This window comes from Rummeliibacillus sp. GQ308 (genome assembly GCF_059759115.1).
Window position 1 is genome coordinate 192,951 of the sequence record NZ_JCAXDQ010000001.1, and the last position, 15,998, is coordinate 208,948.

A 15,998-nucleotide genomic window follows, 5' to 3' on the forward strand; every position below is an offset into this window, starting at 1 on the left:
CTTTATGCATAATCAATAAAAACCATACATATAATTCACTATGAAAAAAATACACCTATATATTCTCATTTCAATCGTCGCATTGTTTTTGCTGCCAACTATTGTGATTAAACAAAAAGCCAAGGAGAAAGTACCAGTACAAACACACGTCGCACGGCCTTTAAAAAGTGGACAAGATACTGTGAAAGAAAAAGATGGAAGCTGCCCGATTACTATTCAAATAGTGGGCCAAAAGGAAACGTACCCACTAGAAGAATATATAGTAGGAGTTGTGGCGGCAGAAATGCCCGCTTCTTTTGATTTGGAAGCTTTAAAGGCTCAGGCCATTGCGTCAAGGACATTTGCTTTAAAGCGAACAAGCTTCGGCAAAAGTAAGATTGAACCAACTGTCTCTGCCCAGGCTTATGCAAGTCCTGCACAGCGCAAAAAAGATTGGGGTGCCAATTACCAAAAGAACGAAAAAAAGATCCGCAAAGCTGTACAAGCAACAAAGGGACAAGTACTTACTTATAAAAAGGATCTTATTACAGCTATGTTTTTCTCGACTAGTAATGGCCAAACGGAGAGCGCCAAAAGCTACAGTGGACAAGTGGTTCCCTATCTGCAGTCCGTAACTGTGCCAACAAGCGAAAAAGAATCACCGCGTTTTCACACCAACTATACATTCACGCTGATGCAATGGAATAACGCGTTCAATCAACAGTGGACGAAATCTCAAATCTACAATATAAAGATTGCACGGAATTCTTCGGGCAGAGTGAAGTATATAGCTTCGGGTACAAAAAAGTGGACAGGCAGAGAAGTGAGAGAAAAATTGCAGCTTGCTTCATCTGATTTCACCGTTGCTTGGGATACTGACACGAAAAAGGTCAAAGTCCAAACAACAGGATATGGACATGGTGTAGGTATGAGTCAATACGGAGCAAAAGCTCTTGCAGAAAAGGGGGCGAGCTCGAGCGAAATATTGCATCATTTCTATCAACACGTAAAAATAGAAAAATTAAAAAAATCTTCTTCTCTATGTTTAAACTCTCAAGCTATTGACAAGAATAGCAAATGAGGTGATGAACATGAGAGAGGAAAATAAAAAACCTACTCCACAAAAGAAAAATGTAACAAAACAACGCTGGTTCTGGCCAGTTATTTATGCAAGCTTTGCAGTATTGCTTGTTGCCGGTGTTTGGGGCTACTCAGCATTAACCAATTCTTCAAAACCATTGACAGGCAGCAAGTTAACAGCAACAAATGGTGCAAAGTCACCGACTGTCGAAACAAATGCACAAACGGAATCTTTGCAGTATCCATTTAAAGATGCACTTTTAAAAGACGCTAAAGTTGTACAGGACTATTACGATGTAGAAGCAAATGAAGAATCAAGAGCAGGCGCATTGCTTGTCTTTAACCAAACATTTACGACAAGCGATGGCATCTCTATTGCTGTCAACGGTGAAAGCTTTGATGTATTAGCAGCATTAAGCGGTAAAGTAGAAGAAGTGAAGAGTGATCCATTTATCGGGAATGAAATCACGATTTCACATTCGAATGGCATGACAACTGTTTATAGCTCTGTCTCAGATATCGCTGTTAAAAAAGGCGATAAAGTGGATCAAGGACAAGTTATCGGTAAAACAACTGATAACCAATACAACCCAGCTGCAGGAAATCATTTATACTTTGAAGTAATGCAAGAAGGCAAGCACATCAACCCAACAAGTTTACTTGCTTTTTAGAAAATTCAATTCACCCAAGTTCTAAGCATACGATTTTAAACATATGGTAAAGAAACGTTCGTACATTGTGGAAAGGAAGAGAATGTGCACGAACATATTCGCAACCGCTGTTTAAAACTCGGTTTTATGCTGAAGGAAACTAAGCAAACCGTAAGAGCCTTAGCACAAAAGACTGGTTACTCCAAAAGTACCATTCATAAGGATCTTACAGAAAGATTGATGCTGGTGAATGAAGAATTAGCGAAAGAAGTAAGCGAGATCTTAGCTTACCACAAATCCATCCGTCATATACGCGGTGGAGAGGCAACTCGGCAAAAATGGTTGACGCACCATGCCGATAATAAGACACCTTCGCAACAAGATTAGCGGGGGTGTTTTTTTTATTTTGAGCAGGTGGAAAACCCGCCAAAAAGCCCATAATATGGAGAAATAATAGATGTAATTGCGTATAGGCTATGCTAAAATATTCTAGATACATATATATATAAACGTGCGAAAGAACAGTTAGGAAAGGTGAAATTATGTTTTCGAGAGATATAGGAATCGATTTAGGTACGGCCAATGTGCTAATTCACTTAAAAGGGAAAGGTATCGTTTTGAACGAACCATCCGTTGTAGCACTAGATCAAAAAACAAACGAAGTATTGGCTGTTGGCGAAGAAGCACGCAAGATGGTCGGCCGTACGCCTGGAAACATTGTGGCGATCCGTCCTTTAAGAGATGGTGTCATTGCTGATTTTGATATGACAGAGTCTATGCTTCGCTACTTTATCAATAAACTGAATATCAAAGGATTTATGTCTAAACCTCGTATTCTTATTTGCTGTCCTACAAATATTACAAGTGTTGAACAAAAAGCGATTCGGGAAGCAGCAGAGAAATCTGGTGGACGCAACGTGTTTTTAGAAGAAGAACCAAAAGTTTCAGCAATTGGTGCGGGAATGGATATTTTTCAGCCAAGCGGCAATATGGTTATTGATATAGGCGGAGGCACTACGGATGTAGCAGTCTTATCTATGGGCGACATCGTAACATCAGAATCTATCAAAGTGGCCGGGGATTTGTTTGACCATGATATCTTCCAATATATCAAGAAAAAATACAAACTCCTGATTGGTGAAAGAACAGCGGAGAATATTAAAATCACAATCGGTACAGTCTATCCGGAAGGACGCAATGAATCCATGGAGATTCGTGGCCGAGATTTGGTAACAGGTCTGCCAAGAACTTTAGAAGTCCATTCGCATGAAATTGAACAAGCTTTACAAGAGTCCGTATCGCTTATTATACAATCAGCCAAAAATGTACTCGAAAAAACGCCTCCAGAGCTCTCAGCAGACATTATAGACCGTGGGGTAATGGTAACGGGCGGAGGTGCGCTACTTCACGGCTTAGACCGTTTATTGGCCGAAGAAATTAAAGTACCTGTCTTCATTGCTGAAAACCCTATGAACTGTGTAGCGATAGGTACAGGAATAATATTAGAAAATATTGACCGAACACCTAAACGTATGAAATAATTAGCCGAAATAAAAAAATGATAGAATCAATAAAAATATACTAAGTAAAATTTAATTTAAAATAAAAATATTCAACTACGATACTCATTGAAGAACGATTACTATATACATTCCAGCTGGAAGGATGAATGAAATGTTTCGTGGATTTTACACGGTCGCTACCGGCATGATTGCAGAGCAGCGGCGCACTGAACTATTATCGAATAATATTGCCAATGCTAATACTCCTGGGTTTAAAGCAGATCAATCAACTATCCGCGCGTTTCCGGATATGCTGATGTCAACCATTACAAAAAGCGGTCCTGCAAATCGCCAGAATGGCTATGAAGGCAGTTCCGTTAAACAAATTGGCGCGCTCGGTACAGGCACATACATGCAAGAAACGCTGCCAGACTATACGCAAGGCCAAATCACCGCGACAGATATGCCAACGGATGTAGCATTAGTAGACGGCAATCTCCCTGTAAACGAAGAAACGGGCACAAAGGGAGCGATATTTTACCGTTTACAAAATGAAGCGGGTAATGAGGCATATACACGTAATGGCAGCTTTACTCTTGATGCTGCTGGCAATCTAGTAAACTCACAAGGTTTATTTGTCCTTTCAGATCAAGGCCAAAAGATTAATTTACAAAGCGATGACTTTCAAATTCGAGAGAATGGGGATGTTTATGAGCAAGGACGAAGAGTGGCTAAACTCGGAATTGCCTATTCTGATGAACCGGATACACTAGCAAAACGTGATGCAGGGCTTTATTATACAAATAATGGTGATAATCTTCCTTCAGCTTATACAGTGAACGGTGTACAATTTTCAACGAAACAAGGCTATATTGAACGCTCCAATGTTGATTCAGCACGCACGATGACGGATATGATGACAGCCTATAGAGCATTTGAAGCAAACCAAAAGATTCTTCAAGCATATGACCGAAGCATGGATAAAGCAGTCAATGAAATCGGCAAAGTATAAGCATTGGCTTTGGAGGGATATTAAGTGATCAGAACAATGGTGTCTGCTGCCAATACAATGGGGCAATTACAGCAACAGTTGGATACAATCAGTAACAACATATCTAACAGCAATACGCATGGCTTTAAAGCGAAGGAAACAAAATTTGGCGAACTGCTATACCAACAGTTCGATAATGATGATAAAGATAAAGCACCACGGCAATCACAGCCCGGTATCCGCATAGGAGTCGGAGCAGGTCTTGCGCAAGCGCAAATTAATTCGAAACTCGGCACATTTCAACAAACTGGTCGAGCACTTGATTTTTCTTTGTCGAAAGAAAGACAATATTTTAATGTCTTGATGCCAGATGGCAACACTACTAAAACAGTCTACACAAGACAAGGAGATTTTTATCTCTCACCAACAGATAATGGGAATGTGATGCTTGTCAATAACGATGGCTATCCAATTGCTGATTCTAGAGGAAATGCAATTCAATTGCCGGACGGCGCAAAAGAATTCAGCGTAACAGCAGACGGGAATTTAAATGTTCAGTATAATAATAGAAGTGTTAAAATAGAGTTAGGTGTAACTCAAATTCAAAAGCCGGAGCTAATGGAACATATTTCAGGCACTTATATCGGTTTGCCTGAGAACTTCGGTGAATTTGGTGTTCAAGAAGCTTCAGTGCTCCAAAATTTGCAAGGCGGAAACCGAAACCAAATCGCCATGCAAAATGGTGGTCTTGAAGCATCTAATGTAGATATTTCGAAAGAGATGTCCGATCTCATTAATACTCAGCGTTCATACCAATTTAACGCACGTACCATTACAATGGCTGATCAAATGATGGGGCTAGTAAATGGGATTCGATAAGTAGAGGAGAATTTTGTAATGGCAAATAATACAACAGAACAAAAAACTGAAAATCCAACTCGTGCCGCTAAAACTCGCAAAGAAGCGAAACAGCAAAAGCAAGCAGGTGTTGGAGAAAGAGACGGAAACTGGGTCACTAGAGGTATTTTATCCATCGGCATCAGAATCCTAATTGTTGTTGTTTTACTAGCTATTGCAGTCATCGCCGGAGCTATGATTGGCTATGGCGTTATCGGTGATGGCAACCCATTCGGCGTTTTTAAACCAGAGACTTGGGAACATGTCTTTGATCTTATGAACGGCAAATAGGCAGTTGATTTATAGAGGAGGAAGAGCATTGCTAACTGCAGAACAAATCCAACAAATATTGCCGCACCGCTATCCATTTCTTTTAGTGGACCGGATTACAGAAGTAGAAGAAGGCAAACGTGCTGTCGGCATTAAAAATGTATCAATTAATGAGCCTTTCTTTAATGGGCATTTCCCAGGCTATCCTGTAATGCCTGGCGTACTTATTATTGAAGCAATGGCACAAGTAGGCGGCGTTGCCTTATTGAGTTCAGATGACTTTAAAGGTCGTCTAGCCTTCCTAACAGGTATAGACAACGCACGTTTTAAACGTCAGGTAGTCCCTGGTGACCAGCTTCATATTGAAGTAGAATTCACAAGAATTCGCGGCACAATGGGAAAAGGCCATGCAAAAGCAACTGTGGATGGAGAGCTTGCTAGTGAAGCGGATATCCTATTTGCAATTGGACCTGCAGCTCCAAAAGAATAAAGTCCTGCTTTTAAAAAGTTTTTTTAGTTGTAAGGATAGTTTTCCTCTTTCCGTTCATACTATTCTTGAATCGCACACAGCGTGTCGTGGTTTAAGATTATATGCTGGAAGGAGGATTTTAGTATGTGGAGAAAATCAGCAGGCGTTTTAATTTGTACTGCCATTCTATTGGTTGGGTGCAATAACAAAAAAGCAGTAGAAGATACACGTATGGAAACACCGATGGAGGACGTCAACCGTGATGTTAACACTGGCAATACAGATGACGGCGTTACAAATGACGGTGTAAACAACGGCGCTCAAAACGGCAGTACAACAACTGACATTGAGCAAGGCGTGAACAATGGCATGACAGACGTTGAAGAAGGCGTCAATGATGTCACTGAAGATGTAGAACGTGGCGTTAATGATGTGTTGCCAGGCAACCAGCCAACACCTAATGACCGTATGGTAACAGATGATGAAGCTACAAACGGCAATAATGTACATCATGATAACGATGACAATAAATAGAAAGGGTTAACACCCTATAGAAAAAAGATGATTTCTGTTAAGAGATCATCTTTTTTTCGTGTTTTTATTTTAATTTTTTTCGATTATGTAAATCAGACTTGAATCGTTCAAGCAATACATTGCCCGTTAAGCCTTCTTCTACAAGTTCAAGCAATAGCTGCTCAGCGTACTGCCTTCTGTTGGAATTTAGTGTACCTTTCAACAAGACAGATACATGGCCAGTATCGGGCATTTCCGTAATGTTATGGACAACAACGCGGAAGTAAGCAGGTTCATTGTCCGGATAAGAAATCACTGCACGGACGTCAAGGATGTCATCTGTCCCAAGATATTTAGCAAAATCGTCGGCATACTGAGCATCCATATACATCTCTAGAATCCAATATTTATGGCTATTTTCTTGATTGATAATAATCCCGTCTATGAGCGGGTATGACGTGAACTGATTTTCTTCTAACAACTCTAATGATAGCATTTTGAATGTCTTTATAATAATCACCGCCAATCTTTCAAAAAATATAGTATATGACACAAATGTTAGTTATGTTTGATGATTCTGAGAATTTTTGCTTTATTTTTTGGTCTAGATAGTAGATGTCATTATTATAACATGAAAAAAAGCTAAAATAGATTTTTACGTATTTTCCTGCATGAGGAAAACAGCATAACGCTCCGTTTCTCCAGAAATAAAATTGAATATCGAATCAAAATATAGGTTGAAATTTGTTTTCGCTATTTTGCTAAAACGTAGCCACCTCCGTATGATAGGTATAACTTAAGCGGGAGGAGGTGAAGGGGTGAATCAAGTTGCTCTTGTGGGGAGGATAACAAAAGATCCAGACTTGAGGCGATTAGCGGAAGGTAGGATGGCAACAAGCTTTACCATTGCCATAAATCGCAAGTTCAAAAATGCGAATGGTCAGGTTGAAGCTGACTTTGTATCTTGTGTTGTATGGGGCAAGCTCGCTGCGAATGTTGTCAAGTATTGCGGAAAAGGCTCATTAATTGGGGTTGGTGGCCGGTTGCAATCAAGGTCTTATGACCGTGACGATGGTAAGCGAGTATATTTAACAGAAGTGGTAGCGGATGAAGTTCGTTTTATCGCATTGAAGAACCGCGAAGAACATACACAAAAAGGAACTCAGAGGGCAACAACTCAAAATAACGTACCACAGGGCTTTGTATTACCGACAGAAGAAGTAGAAGGGTTGCCGATTGTATAATGCGGCAAAGTTTGTAATGATAGCTCCTATGGCAAGACCGCGCCAATGGGTTTGATGAATTGTTCTAAATAAAAAATTCAACCAAATGATCATCCACAGAACAATTCAAAAAAGGCTATTACAGGTACAGGGAAATTATGTGATGAAAGTAAAGCGTATTAAACAAATGTCTATGGGGAAGACAGCGGATGAAGTCATCGATTGTATGACTTTATCTGTACATAATAAAAAGGTTCTGCTGTAAATAGCAGAACCTTTTTTAATTTGGCTAAAAGTTAAATGACAATAAATCCTTGATCTCATCGTCATTTAGTTCCGTAATCCATTGGCTGGATTGGATTAATTCTTCCGACAATGATTGCTTTTCGGTTAATAATGTATCAATTTTTTCCTCTACCGTCCCAGTCGTCATGAACTTATGAACATGGACAAATTGGGTTTGGCCAATCCGGTACGCACGGTCTGTTGCTTGGTTTTCAACTGCTGGATTCCACCACCTGTCTGCATGGAGAACATGGTTAGCTGCAGTTAAATTCAGGCCTGTGCCCCCAGCCTTTAAGGACAAAATGAAAATGGGGAATTCGCCTTTTTGGAAAGACTCGACAAAATAATCACGCTGATTTTTTGGCATGCTGCCTGTTAAAAATGGCGCATCTATATCGTAGAGTTCTGTTAGACAATGCTGTATGAGCTGTCCCATTCCGATATATTGTGTAAAGATTAGGCACTGCTCACCATTGCCTGCAATATCGCCAGCCAGCGTAATAATACGATCCAGCTTCTCAGAGCGTTCCATCATTTCTTTGGCGTTCTCGAAAGGCTCCTTTAAATAAAGGGCAGGATGGTTACACAGCTGCTTCAACTTATTAAGCATCTTTAAGATAAGCCCTTTTCTTTCAAAGCCTGAGAGTGTCTCCAGTTTTTGCACCGTTTCTTGTATAAAGCTTTCATAAAGCACGGCCTGCTCCTCTGTCAGTGGGCAATATTCCCGTTGTTCCACTTTGTCAGGCAGATTGAGCATAAGGGCAGGATCCTGCTTGGTACGTCGCAGCAGGAACGGCTGGATTTTCTTACGTAAACGGTGTTTATGGACTTCTGAATCATCTCGCTCAATCGGCGCTATATATTCTTCCTGGAAGCGTGAAAAGCTGCCCAGATAACCTTTGTATATAAAATCAAAGATCGCCCATAGTTCAGATAATCGGTTTTCAACGGGTGTACCAGTCAATGCTATATGATGTTTTCCACGCAATTTTCGAATCGCCTTCGATTGTTTTGTGTGCATGTTTTTAATGTTTTGCGCTTCGTCTAGCGTAACATTTGACCACTCTATTTCTTCAAGCATTTCTACATCCTGGGTGATCGTACCGTAGGTTGATAACACAATTTGCGGTTTTTCACGCTGCAAATGATCGTAAAATGTTTGGTCCTTCAAACGTGTTGGACCATAATGCATATAGACCTTTAGGGTAGGAGCAAATCGTGCTAATTCTTTTTGCCAGTTGCCAAGCACAGAGGTTGGACAAATAATCAGAGACGGTGACGCTTCTTTGTTTTCATCATAGATATGCAGCAAATAAGAAATAAGCTGTACGGTTTTCCCGAGACCCATATCATCAGCTAAGCAAGCACCGAATTGTTGGTCGTGCATAAAGGATAGCCATTCAAATCCTTCTTGTTGATAAGGACGTAATTCTGCATGTAGATTTTGAGAGATGGGAACTTGTGGCATTCCTTTTTTATCCACAAGTTTCTTAACATACTCTCGCAGGGACTTTTGCATTTCGAATTGGAAGAATGGATCATCTGCTTCCTCTTCTTCCTCGTCGTCAAGCGGGATGGTTAGCTCTTCCGGCAACTCTTGGAACAAAAGATCTTTCACTGTCCAATTCTCCGATTCGGCTTTATCCATCAGCTTGCGAATCTCTTGCATCCACTGTGCATCAACGCGTACCCATTCTGTACCAGCTCTTATGAATTCACGATTATCATTCACCATCTGTTGGAAGTCTTCCATTGAAATCTCTTGGCCATTTAAAGATAGCTTCCAGTTAAATGTTAAGATTTCTTGCAGGCCGGCAGCTGATTTATAGTTTGATGCAGTATTCGCGGTTGCCCGCACTTTAAAGCGGGAGTCCTTCAGCTCTTTCAGCCATGCAGGTAGAACAATTTCAAAACCTAATGCTTGAAGCCTCGCGAAATCTGACCGTAAAAACTCTCGAACATCCGCATCTTTTAACCGAGATGAAAGGAACTTCTCTGAGTCAACGTCTTGCATATATGCTTGATCTCTCAACAGGTCGATCATTTGCTGTTGCAACTGATGAATGCCGATTGCATAGTTCTTCCACTTTTCAGGAAGAGCATTTTCAATTTTTAAGGTGCGTTTTCGAACTGGTGGAGCCCAGTAATTCATACTTTTCTTGCCTCGAATGACGGTTTCAAGATGCCATTCATCTTCGTTTTCTGCTGGCTCTCTTAGCCTCATGCCAACATAGATCTCATCTTCAACAGTTTTGGAATGGATAGGCCAACCGCCATTTCGGAAATAAGATAAAAGGGAAGGGATTTCTCCAATGGCAAGCCCCAATTCGACTAGCTTTTGGGCCAAGGCTGTATTCACTAATTGTGAAGCTTGTTCATTAATTGGCAATTGGAGGGCAAGCTGGTCTTCTTGCACTGATACATAATCCCAAAGATTCTCGCTATACCAATATTTTGACGCAGTAGAAGCTGCCTCTATCCTTTCGTTTGAAGCCTTATCTGCTCCTTCGATAGAAATAAAAGGATGCCTTTGCTGGGCTGAGAACAGCTCGATGAATTCCAGTGGTGTCACTGTAACCGTATCGTCTGTATGGACTGCTGTTAGGCCATAAAAGGATGCCTCGTATTGATAAAAAAGGAAAGATAGCCACTCATCAACATTCATAGGTGTGCCGTGCTCATCAAGCGATTGGATCGTGTAGGACTGGCCATTTTCAGTTTTGATTTCCACTAGCAAGGTTTTCAAAAATGAAGCTGGCACTTTTAATTGTAATGTCATAGCTTGAGGTTTCCTTTCTCGATTTCTTCTTGCAATGCTCGCAGGCGCTTATATTGTTTTTTCGTTTGGTCGATGTATTGATTCCAAAACTCGTTCTTTCCGCTTTTTTTGGCAGCGGTCTTCATTTTTTTCCATACTTGTACTGCCTGTTTATAATGCTGACGGGATTTTTGGCCCAATTCATTCATCGCCAATGAATGGTATAGCGGCAAAAGTACTTCCGGTTTTTGCTCTATGACTGTTTTGAGACCGCAATTTTCCAGATATCCGAGTGAGGAAGGGAAGCGGTGATGAAGTGCCGACCATTCAGTGAATCGACCGCGTTCAACTAAAAAGAGCGAATAGGGCTGCAACCCATACGTGCCTGCTGCTGCAAATAAAACTTCCGCTTCTTCGTCATTAAGATTGATATAAGAACATAGCCTATGGAAAGCCCCCACAAAGTTTGGGCGGTAACGAATTGAAATATGGTTATTTATAAAAGTATCTAAGTGAGGAAGCATTGTACGCAAAATCATTGAAAGTGCTTCATAATCGTTATTGTGTGCGGCAAATTGAGCCAAGTCGAGCCATAGCAGCAGGTCTTCCGAGTTCATCTTCGAAAGCTCACGACCTAGTTCCTCATAATTTTTCAGCATAATATAAAACATAGACTCTATGCTTTCAATACGAACATCATCCACTACTTGCGTAGTTTGCCGGATTGTTTGTAGCTCATTCTCACGTCTCGCTTTTTCGTTAAACATTGATTCCCAGAAGTTCTTGTAAATCATTAAACGATGTCCAAAAAAGCCCTTTTCCTGCAAAGTAAATCGGCGAACCATCGCCTGAAGTGTATCGTAAAATGGATCTGTTGCAAAAAGACGGGATTTTGAAGAAGTCGTCCGTATATGCTCCCTAATATTTTCCTTTTCGTTATCGATAAAGCGAATGATATAGCCACCATAGGATTTATGGACATCTTCTAAGTGCTTCCACGTATGAATCACTAGTGCCATATGTGTGAAAAGCTTAAACAAACTTTGCCATTCGCGTTCGAGAGGCGTCTCACGAAAAACTTGGCGCTGCATATCTTGAAAAATACTCTCCAGCAAGTATGGAGTGAGCGATGTTTGACGAAATAAGTTGGCCTTATACACTCTTTCTACTAGAGCTAACCAAGATTCAGGCGACCGTTCATCTTTTAGGAGATGAAGCTGTGTAGATTTACTTCTGCGGAAGTTATCTAGCCAGTCTGATAAAGAGTCAATATATTGATACAGAACAAAAATGGCTGCCACTTTATGGCGGCACCATATTTCTCTTGGACAGTTGCATGATATGCGATCAGTATTCATGTTTAATTGAACTAGTGTTGGCATAGCGTCTTGCACCACAAATTGAATTGTATTTTGTGTTTCGCTAAACGTGTTGATTTTCACATAATTATGGCGCGCCAAAAAGGCTGCACGCCGTACTAATTCTTCATCCTCAGTATCGCTGGCATGAAGTTGTAAAGCTATTTCGGCCATTTGATTGCGTATAAAGCCTTCATATCTGTTGGCCACTTCAGAAATATTCATATTCATAGTGATCGCTCCTGAAAAAAACTTTCCTTTCATTATATCGCTATTTAAGGTCTGCCGTAAATGCCTTTGAACCGTTTCGCCAAAAGCCTTCATAATTGTGCAAATGAATTTAAAAACATTCAGAAAAGGCGACAAAGATTTTTGTGTCATGATTAAAGGTTACATGATATATTGTTAATAATCAGAATATTCCTTATAAGGAGGGGAATAGAATGTTGGAAGTGAAAAGAATGGAACCATTCTACACAAAGCGAGATGGCGCAAGGCTCAAAATGGTTTTTGCCTATCAATATTTCTCCATAATAAAGGACGAAGAAGTATTTCATTTCATCCCTATAGAAGGTAAGGAAATTGTGATTAATTTATCCACTTTGCGCATCGAGAACTTGTCAGAAGTCTTTGTATTTCAAAAAGGAAGCCGATTTCTTCGATTGCCCTTACATGAATTGATGTTGACATCGGATGTAAATAAACATTTGGAGTTAATATTAGATGATCTTGAATTAAAAAGAGATGAACAGCTGAGCGCCCCTTCAGAGATGGATTTGCTGATAAAAGAACTGGAAGACATTAATCGCTTACAGTTGATTGACAAAGCACTAGCAGAGCGAGATGAAGAGTTATTCTATACTCTCGCAAAAGAGATCGCACCAATGGAGGACGCACAGGTTGAACAATAAGTTAAACAATTAAGAAGCACCTAATCTCTAAAGATTGGGTGCTTTTGCTATATAAAAAAATTATCTATTATAATTAGGGGAACATTATCCAATTAAGAGAAGGATAAATAGCAAGATTAATAGTATGGCGAGGAAACAACAATAAACCCATATGACGGCATCCATAAAGTCGAAACCTAAACGTTTCCACAACCCTCTCATCCCAATCCCTCCGTCTTCACACTGCCTTATTCATAGATATGAAGAGTTAAGACCTTTTGTGACTAATGACAGAAAGGGTCGATGGAATAGTGGTGTATATGCATTGGTGTAAAACACAGAATAAAAGAAGTTAAAAATAAAATTGAGTGAAGGACAATGGAGGAAATCATCAGACGGCAGGTATATGGAGTCAGTAACTGAACGCTACCGGAGTATAGGTAAGCGGTTACGGAGTTACTGAATCTCCATCAGGGATTCTTCATCAAACAACATATCCCTGCCCTGTGAGTTGGATAAGACTTTCCGAAGCACACGATGATGAATTTCTTCCTCAAGAATGCGGATGAATTCAGGGTTCAAATTGTTTCTTTTGGCATCTTTATATGCTTGAACCAATAATTTGTCTGATAACGTATCCATAAACTTCCCTCCTTCTTTTTTTTTGAAAATACTGGTTCTATATGGTCAAACGAAAGAATATTATTGTAGGTTGCTTGGGTGTACACCTAATTTAACAAATCGCTTCCAGCAAAACAATATGCCCTTTATCCACAAGAAATAGTGGATAAGATGTGATTAAACTGTGTGGAAAAATAGGAAACCAGTTGACTATGAGTGTGGACATTGTGCATAAACTTATCCACAGAAGACAGAAATATCGAAATTTGTCGAAAACTTTTTTGTGAATATTAGTTCTATCATAAAGATTAGGTTAGTTTATAACTATTTTGGTTCAATTGCTAAAGACATAATCGCTCCAAAAATAATTTCCAACACCTTAATAAATATCCAAATAAACAAATACTAAACCTTTTATAAGAAAATTTTCCAATTAATTTTTAAAAATATATAATTCGTTGAGCGGAAATATCTTTTATCTCTTACTCACCGAACTTACGTTTCATTATAACAAAGAACAAAGGTTCGATTCAATAGACAATGCATTGTTTTTATCGTTTGAGAGGCAGAAGATTTTGTATAACTAAGATGAAAAGAGCGAACCCTATCCTAATCTATACGTCATGTAAGGATGATAAGCAATTAGCGCTATCTGGCGTTAGTAGAACATACAATGAAAATATGCTACAATTAGTGCCTATACGACAAGGTAACAACATAGCATTATGCATACCGGCTAGTGTCGGAATTTCAAAAAAGAAGAGGTGCTATACAAATGATTTATGCTGGAATACTAGCAGGCGGAAAAGGCACGCGAATGGGCAATGTGCCAATGCCAAAACAATTTTTACACTTAAATGAAAAACCAATCATTATCCACACAATTGAAAAGTTTATACTAAATAAAAAAATCGATACCATTATTGTAGCAACTCCTAAAGAATGGATTCGTCACACTACCGATACATTAGTGAAATACGGCTTAACAATGCCAAACATTAAAGTAATCGAAGGCGGAACAGATCGTAACGATACAATCATGAACATCATTTCATATATTGAAAGCGTTTCTCCGGTCAGTGAAGAAGATATCATCATTACACATGATGCAGTAAGACCTTTCTTGACGCACCGCATTATCGAACAAAATATTGAAGAGGGCTTAAAAAATGATGCTGTGGATACTGTTATCAGCGCGATTGATACGATTGTAGAATCAACAGACGGCGAATATATCTCATCTATTCCAATCAGATCACATATGTATCAAGGGCAAACGCCACAAACCTTCAAAATCAATAAATTAAAACAAATATATAGTACGCTTAGTGAAGAAGAAAAAGAAATCCTTACAGATGCGTGCAAAATTTTTGCCATCAAGGGACTTCAAGTGAAATTAGTGCGCGGTGAAACATTTAATATCAAAGTGACAACACCGTACGATTTAAGTGTTTCCAACGCAATATTGAAAGGAAGTATGGATAAGTGATTAACCAAATTTATCGCCTCGTATCACCAAGACAAATTGAAGTCACTTACAAAGACAGCTCTATAACAGCAGAAAAAGTGGTTGTACGCCCTACACATCTTTCTATTTGCGCGGCGGACCAACGCTATTACACAGGCACGCGCGGCGAAGAAGCAATGAAGAAAAAGCTTCCGATGGCTCTTATCCATGAGGGTGTTGGTGAAATCGCTTATGACCCGCAAGATGAATTTCCTGTAGGCACAAAGGTTGTTATGGTACCGAACAAGCCTACAGAAGAAGATCCTTATATTAGAGAAAATTATTTGACTTCAAGCCACTTCAGATCAAGCGGCTATGATGGATTTATGCAGGACTATGTATTTATCCGCCGCGACCGTTTGATTGTATTGCCGCAAGATATTGATATGAATGTTGCTGCCTATACAGAACTTGTTTCTGTTGCTGTGCATGCTATCACTCGTTTCGAAGAAAAATCCATCAAACGCCGCAGTTCATTCGGCGTTTGGGGAGACGGCAATCTTGGTTTTATTACATCCTTGTTCTTAAAAACGCTATACCCTGATTGTAAAGTAACAATCTTTGGGAAAACAGATTACAAATTAAATCAATTCTCTTTCTGCGATGAAGCGATTTACATTAATGATATCCCAGAAGGCTATGAAATTGATCATGCCTTCGAATGTGCTGGCGGCAAGGGAAGCCAATACGCAATTGACCAAATCATTGATGTCATCAAACCAGAAGGCTCTATTGCATTGCTTGGCGTTAGTGAATATCCGGTAGAAATCAATACGCGCATGGTACTGGAAAAAGGATTAACACTTATCGGTAGCAGCCGAAGCGGTGTGGCCGACTTCCAACGCACAGTGGACATTTATAAAGAACATCCAGAAATCGTTGAATATCTAGCTACTTTAATTGGACAAGTCTTCCACGTGACATCTGTACAAGATGCGCTCGGTGCATTCGAATCAGACCTTTCTAATTCATGGGGCAAAACCATCATGAACTGGAAAATCTAGA

17 protein-coding genes are annotated in these 15,998 nt (G+C 39.8%); 13 read left to right on the forward strand and 4 right to left on the reverse strand.

Annotated features, from left to right (window positions below):
- The first annotated feature begins 40 nt into the window (after window positions 1–40).
- The 9 genes from spoIID (at window position 41) to AC6CHJ_RS01065 (ending at window position 6,372) form a co-directional block, all read left to right on the forward strand.
- Entirely contained in the window at window positions 41–1,060 is a 1,020-nt protein-coding gene (gene spoIID, locus AC6CHJ_RS01025; protein ID WP_147195396.1) for a stage II sporulation protein D, read from the forward strand.
- A gap of 10 nt (window positions 1,061–1,070) precedes the next feature.
- Window positions 1,071–1,730, forward strand: a complete 660-nt coding sequence (locus AC6CHJ_RS01030; RefSeq protein ID WP_147195395.1) for a M23 family metallopeptidase — start codon at window positions 1,071–1,073, stop codon at window positions 1,728–1,730.
- Window positions 1,731–1,814: 84 nt separating this feature from the next.
- Complete coding sequence (locus tag AC6CHJ_RS01035; protein WP_066791757.1) at window positions 1,815–2,096, forward strand: sporulation transcriptional regulator SpoIIID; 282 nt, start codon at window positions 1,815–1,817, stop codon at window positions 2,094–2,096.
- A gap of 155 nt (window positions 2,097–2,251) precedes the next feature.
- Window positions 2,252–3,250: a rod shape-determining protein gene (locus AC6CHJ_RS01040; RefSeq protein WP_249775276.1), complete on the forward strand. Its 999-nt coding sequence runs from the start codon at window positions 2,252–2,254 to the stop codon at window positions 3,248–3,250.
- A gap of 133 nt (window positions 3,251–3,383) precedes the next feature.
- The gene (locus tag AC6CHJ_RS01045) at window positions 3,384–4,223 is read left to right on the forward strand and encodes a flagellar hook-basal body protein (RefSeq protein ID WP_147195391.1); all 840 of its coding nucleotides are present in this window, start codon (window positions 3,384–3,386) and stop codon (window positions 4,221–4,223) included.
- 24 nt (window positions 4,224–4,247) lie between these two features.
- Complete coding sequence (locus AC6CHJ_RS01050) at window positions 4,248–5,081, forward strand: flagellar hook-basal body protein (protein ID WP_498287007.1); 834 nt, start codon at window positions 4,248–4,250, stop codon at window positions 5,079–5,081.
- An 18-nt stretch (window positions 5,082–5,099) separates the two neighbouring features.
- Window positions 5,100–5,390 (forward strand): DNA-directed RNA polymerase subunit beta, encoded by a 291-nt coding sequence (locus AC6CHJ_RS01055; protein WP_066791761.1) that lies wholly within the window; start codon window positions 5,100–5,102, stop codon window positions 5,388–5,390.
- A 28-nt stretch (window positions 5,391–5,418) separates the two neighbouring features.
- Window positions 5,419–5,859 carry a 3-hydroxyacyl-ACP dehydratase FabZ gene (fabZ, locus tag AC6CHJ_RS01060; protein WP_066791762.1) on the forward strand — a complete coding sequence of 147 codons (441 nt, stop codon included), beginning with the start codon at window positions 5,419–5,421 and terminating at the stop codon, window positions 5,857–5,859.
- A gap of 123 nt (window positions 5,860–5,982) precedes the next feature.
- Window positions 5,983–6,372: a hypothetical protein gene (locus AC6CHJ_RS01065; RefSeq protein ID WP_498287008.1), complete on the forward strand. Its 390-nt coding sequence runs from the start codon at window positions 5,983–5,985 to the stop codon at window positions 6,370–6,372.
- Window positions 6,373–6,436: 64 nt separating this feature from the next.
- On the opposite strand, the gene AC6CHJ_RS01070 is transcribed toward AC6CHJ_RS01065, so the two are convergent.
- Window positions 6,437–6,871, reverse strand: a complete 435-nt coding sequence (locus AC6CHJ_RS01070) for a YwpF family protein (protein WP_307723578.1) — start codon at window positions 6,869–6,871, stop codon at window positions 6,437–6,439.
- Window positions 6,872–7,169: 298 nt separating this feature from the next.
- Here AC6CHJ_RS01070 and AC6CHJ_RS01075 point away from each other — a divergent pair, with 298 nt between their 5' ends.
- Entirely contained in the window at window positions 7,170–7,595 is a 426-nt protein-coding gene (locus AC6CHJ_RS01075) for a single-stranded DNA-binding protein (RefSeq protein WP_147195385.1), read from the forward strand.
- Between the two features lie 268 nt (window positions 7,596–7,863).
- On the opposite strand, the gene AC6CHJ_RS01080 is transcribed toward AC6CHJ_RS01075, so the two are convergent.
- Entirely contained in the window at window positions 7,864–10,638 is a 2,775-nt protein-coding gene (locus AC6CHJ_RS01080) for a DEAD/DEAH box helicase (protein WP_498287009.1), read from the reverse strand.
- Entirely contained in the window at window positions 10,635–12,206 is a 1,572-nt protein-coding gene (locus tag AC6CHJ_RS01085; protein ID WP_498287010.1) for an SWIM zinc finger family protein, read from the reverse strand. The genes AC6CHJ_RS01080 and AC6CHJ_RS01085 overlap by 4 nt, the downstream gene beginning before the upstream one ends.
- Window positions 12,207–12,418: 212 nt before the next feature.
- Between AC6CHJ_RS01085 and AC6CHJ_RS01090 the strand changes: the two genes are divergently transcribed.
- On the forward strand, window positions 12,419–12,886 hold the full coding sequence (locus AC6CHJ_RS01090; protein WP_066791767.1) for an IDEAL domain-containing protein: 468 nt from the start codon (window positions 12,419–12,421) through the stop codon (window positions 12,884–12,886).
- Window positions 12,887–13,321: 435 nt separating this feature from the next.
- Here the strand turns inward: AC6CHJ_RS01090 and AC6CHJ_RS01095 are convergent, their stop codons facing one another.
- Complete coding sequence (locus AC6CHJ_RS01095; protein ID WP_066791768.1) at window positions 13,322–13,507, reverse strand: sporulation histidine kinase inhibitor Sda; 186 nt, start codon at window positions 13,505–13,507, stop codon at window positions 13,322–13,324.
- Between the two features lie 754 nt (window positions 13,508–14,261).
- Between AC6CHJ_RS01095 and AC6CHJ_RS01100 the strand changes: the two genes are divergently transcribed.
- A complete protein-coding gene (locus tag AC6CHJ_RS01100; protein ID WP_498287011.1) occupies window positions 14,262–14,975 on the forward strand; it encodes an IspD/TarI family cytidylyltransferase in 714 nt (237 codons plus the stop codon).
- Window positions 14,972–15,997: a ribitol-5-phosphate dehydrogenase gene (locus tag AC6CHJ_RS01105; RefSeq protein WP_249775282.1), complete on the forward strand. Its 1,026-nt coding sequence runs from the start codon at window positions 14,972–14,974 to the stop codon at window positions 15,995–15,997. Before AC6CHJ_RS01100 ends, AC6CHJ_RS01105 begins: the two co-directional genes overlap by 4 nt.
- Window position 15,998 lies beyond the last annotated feature (1 nt).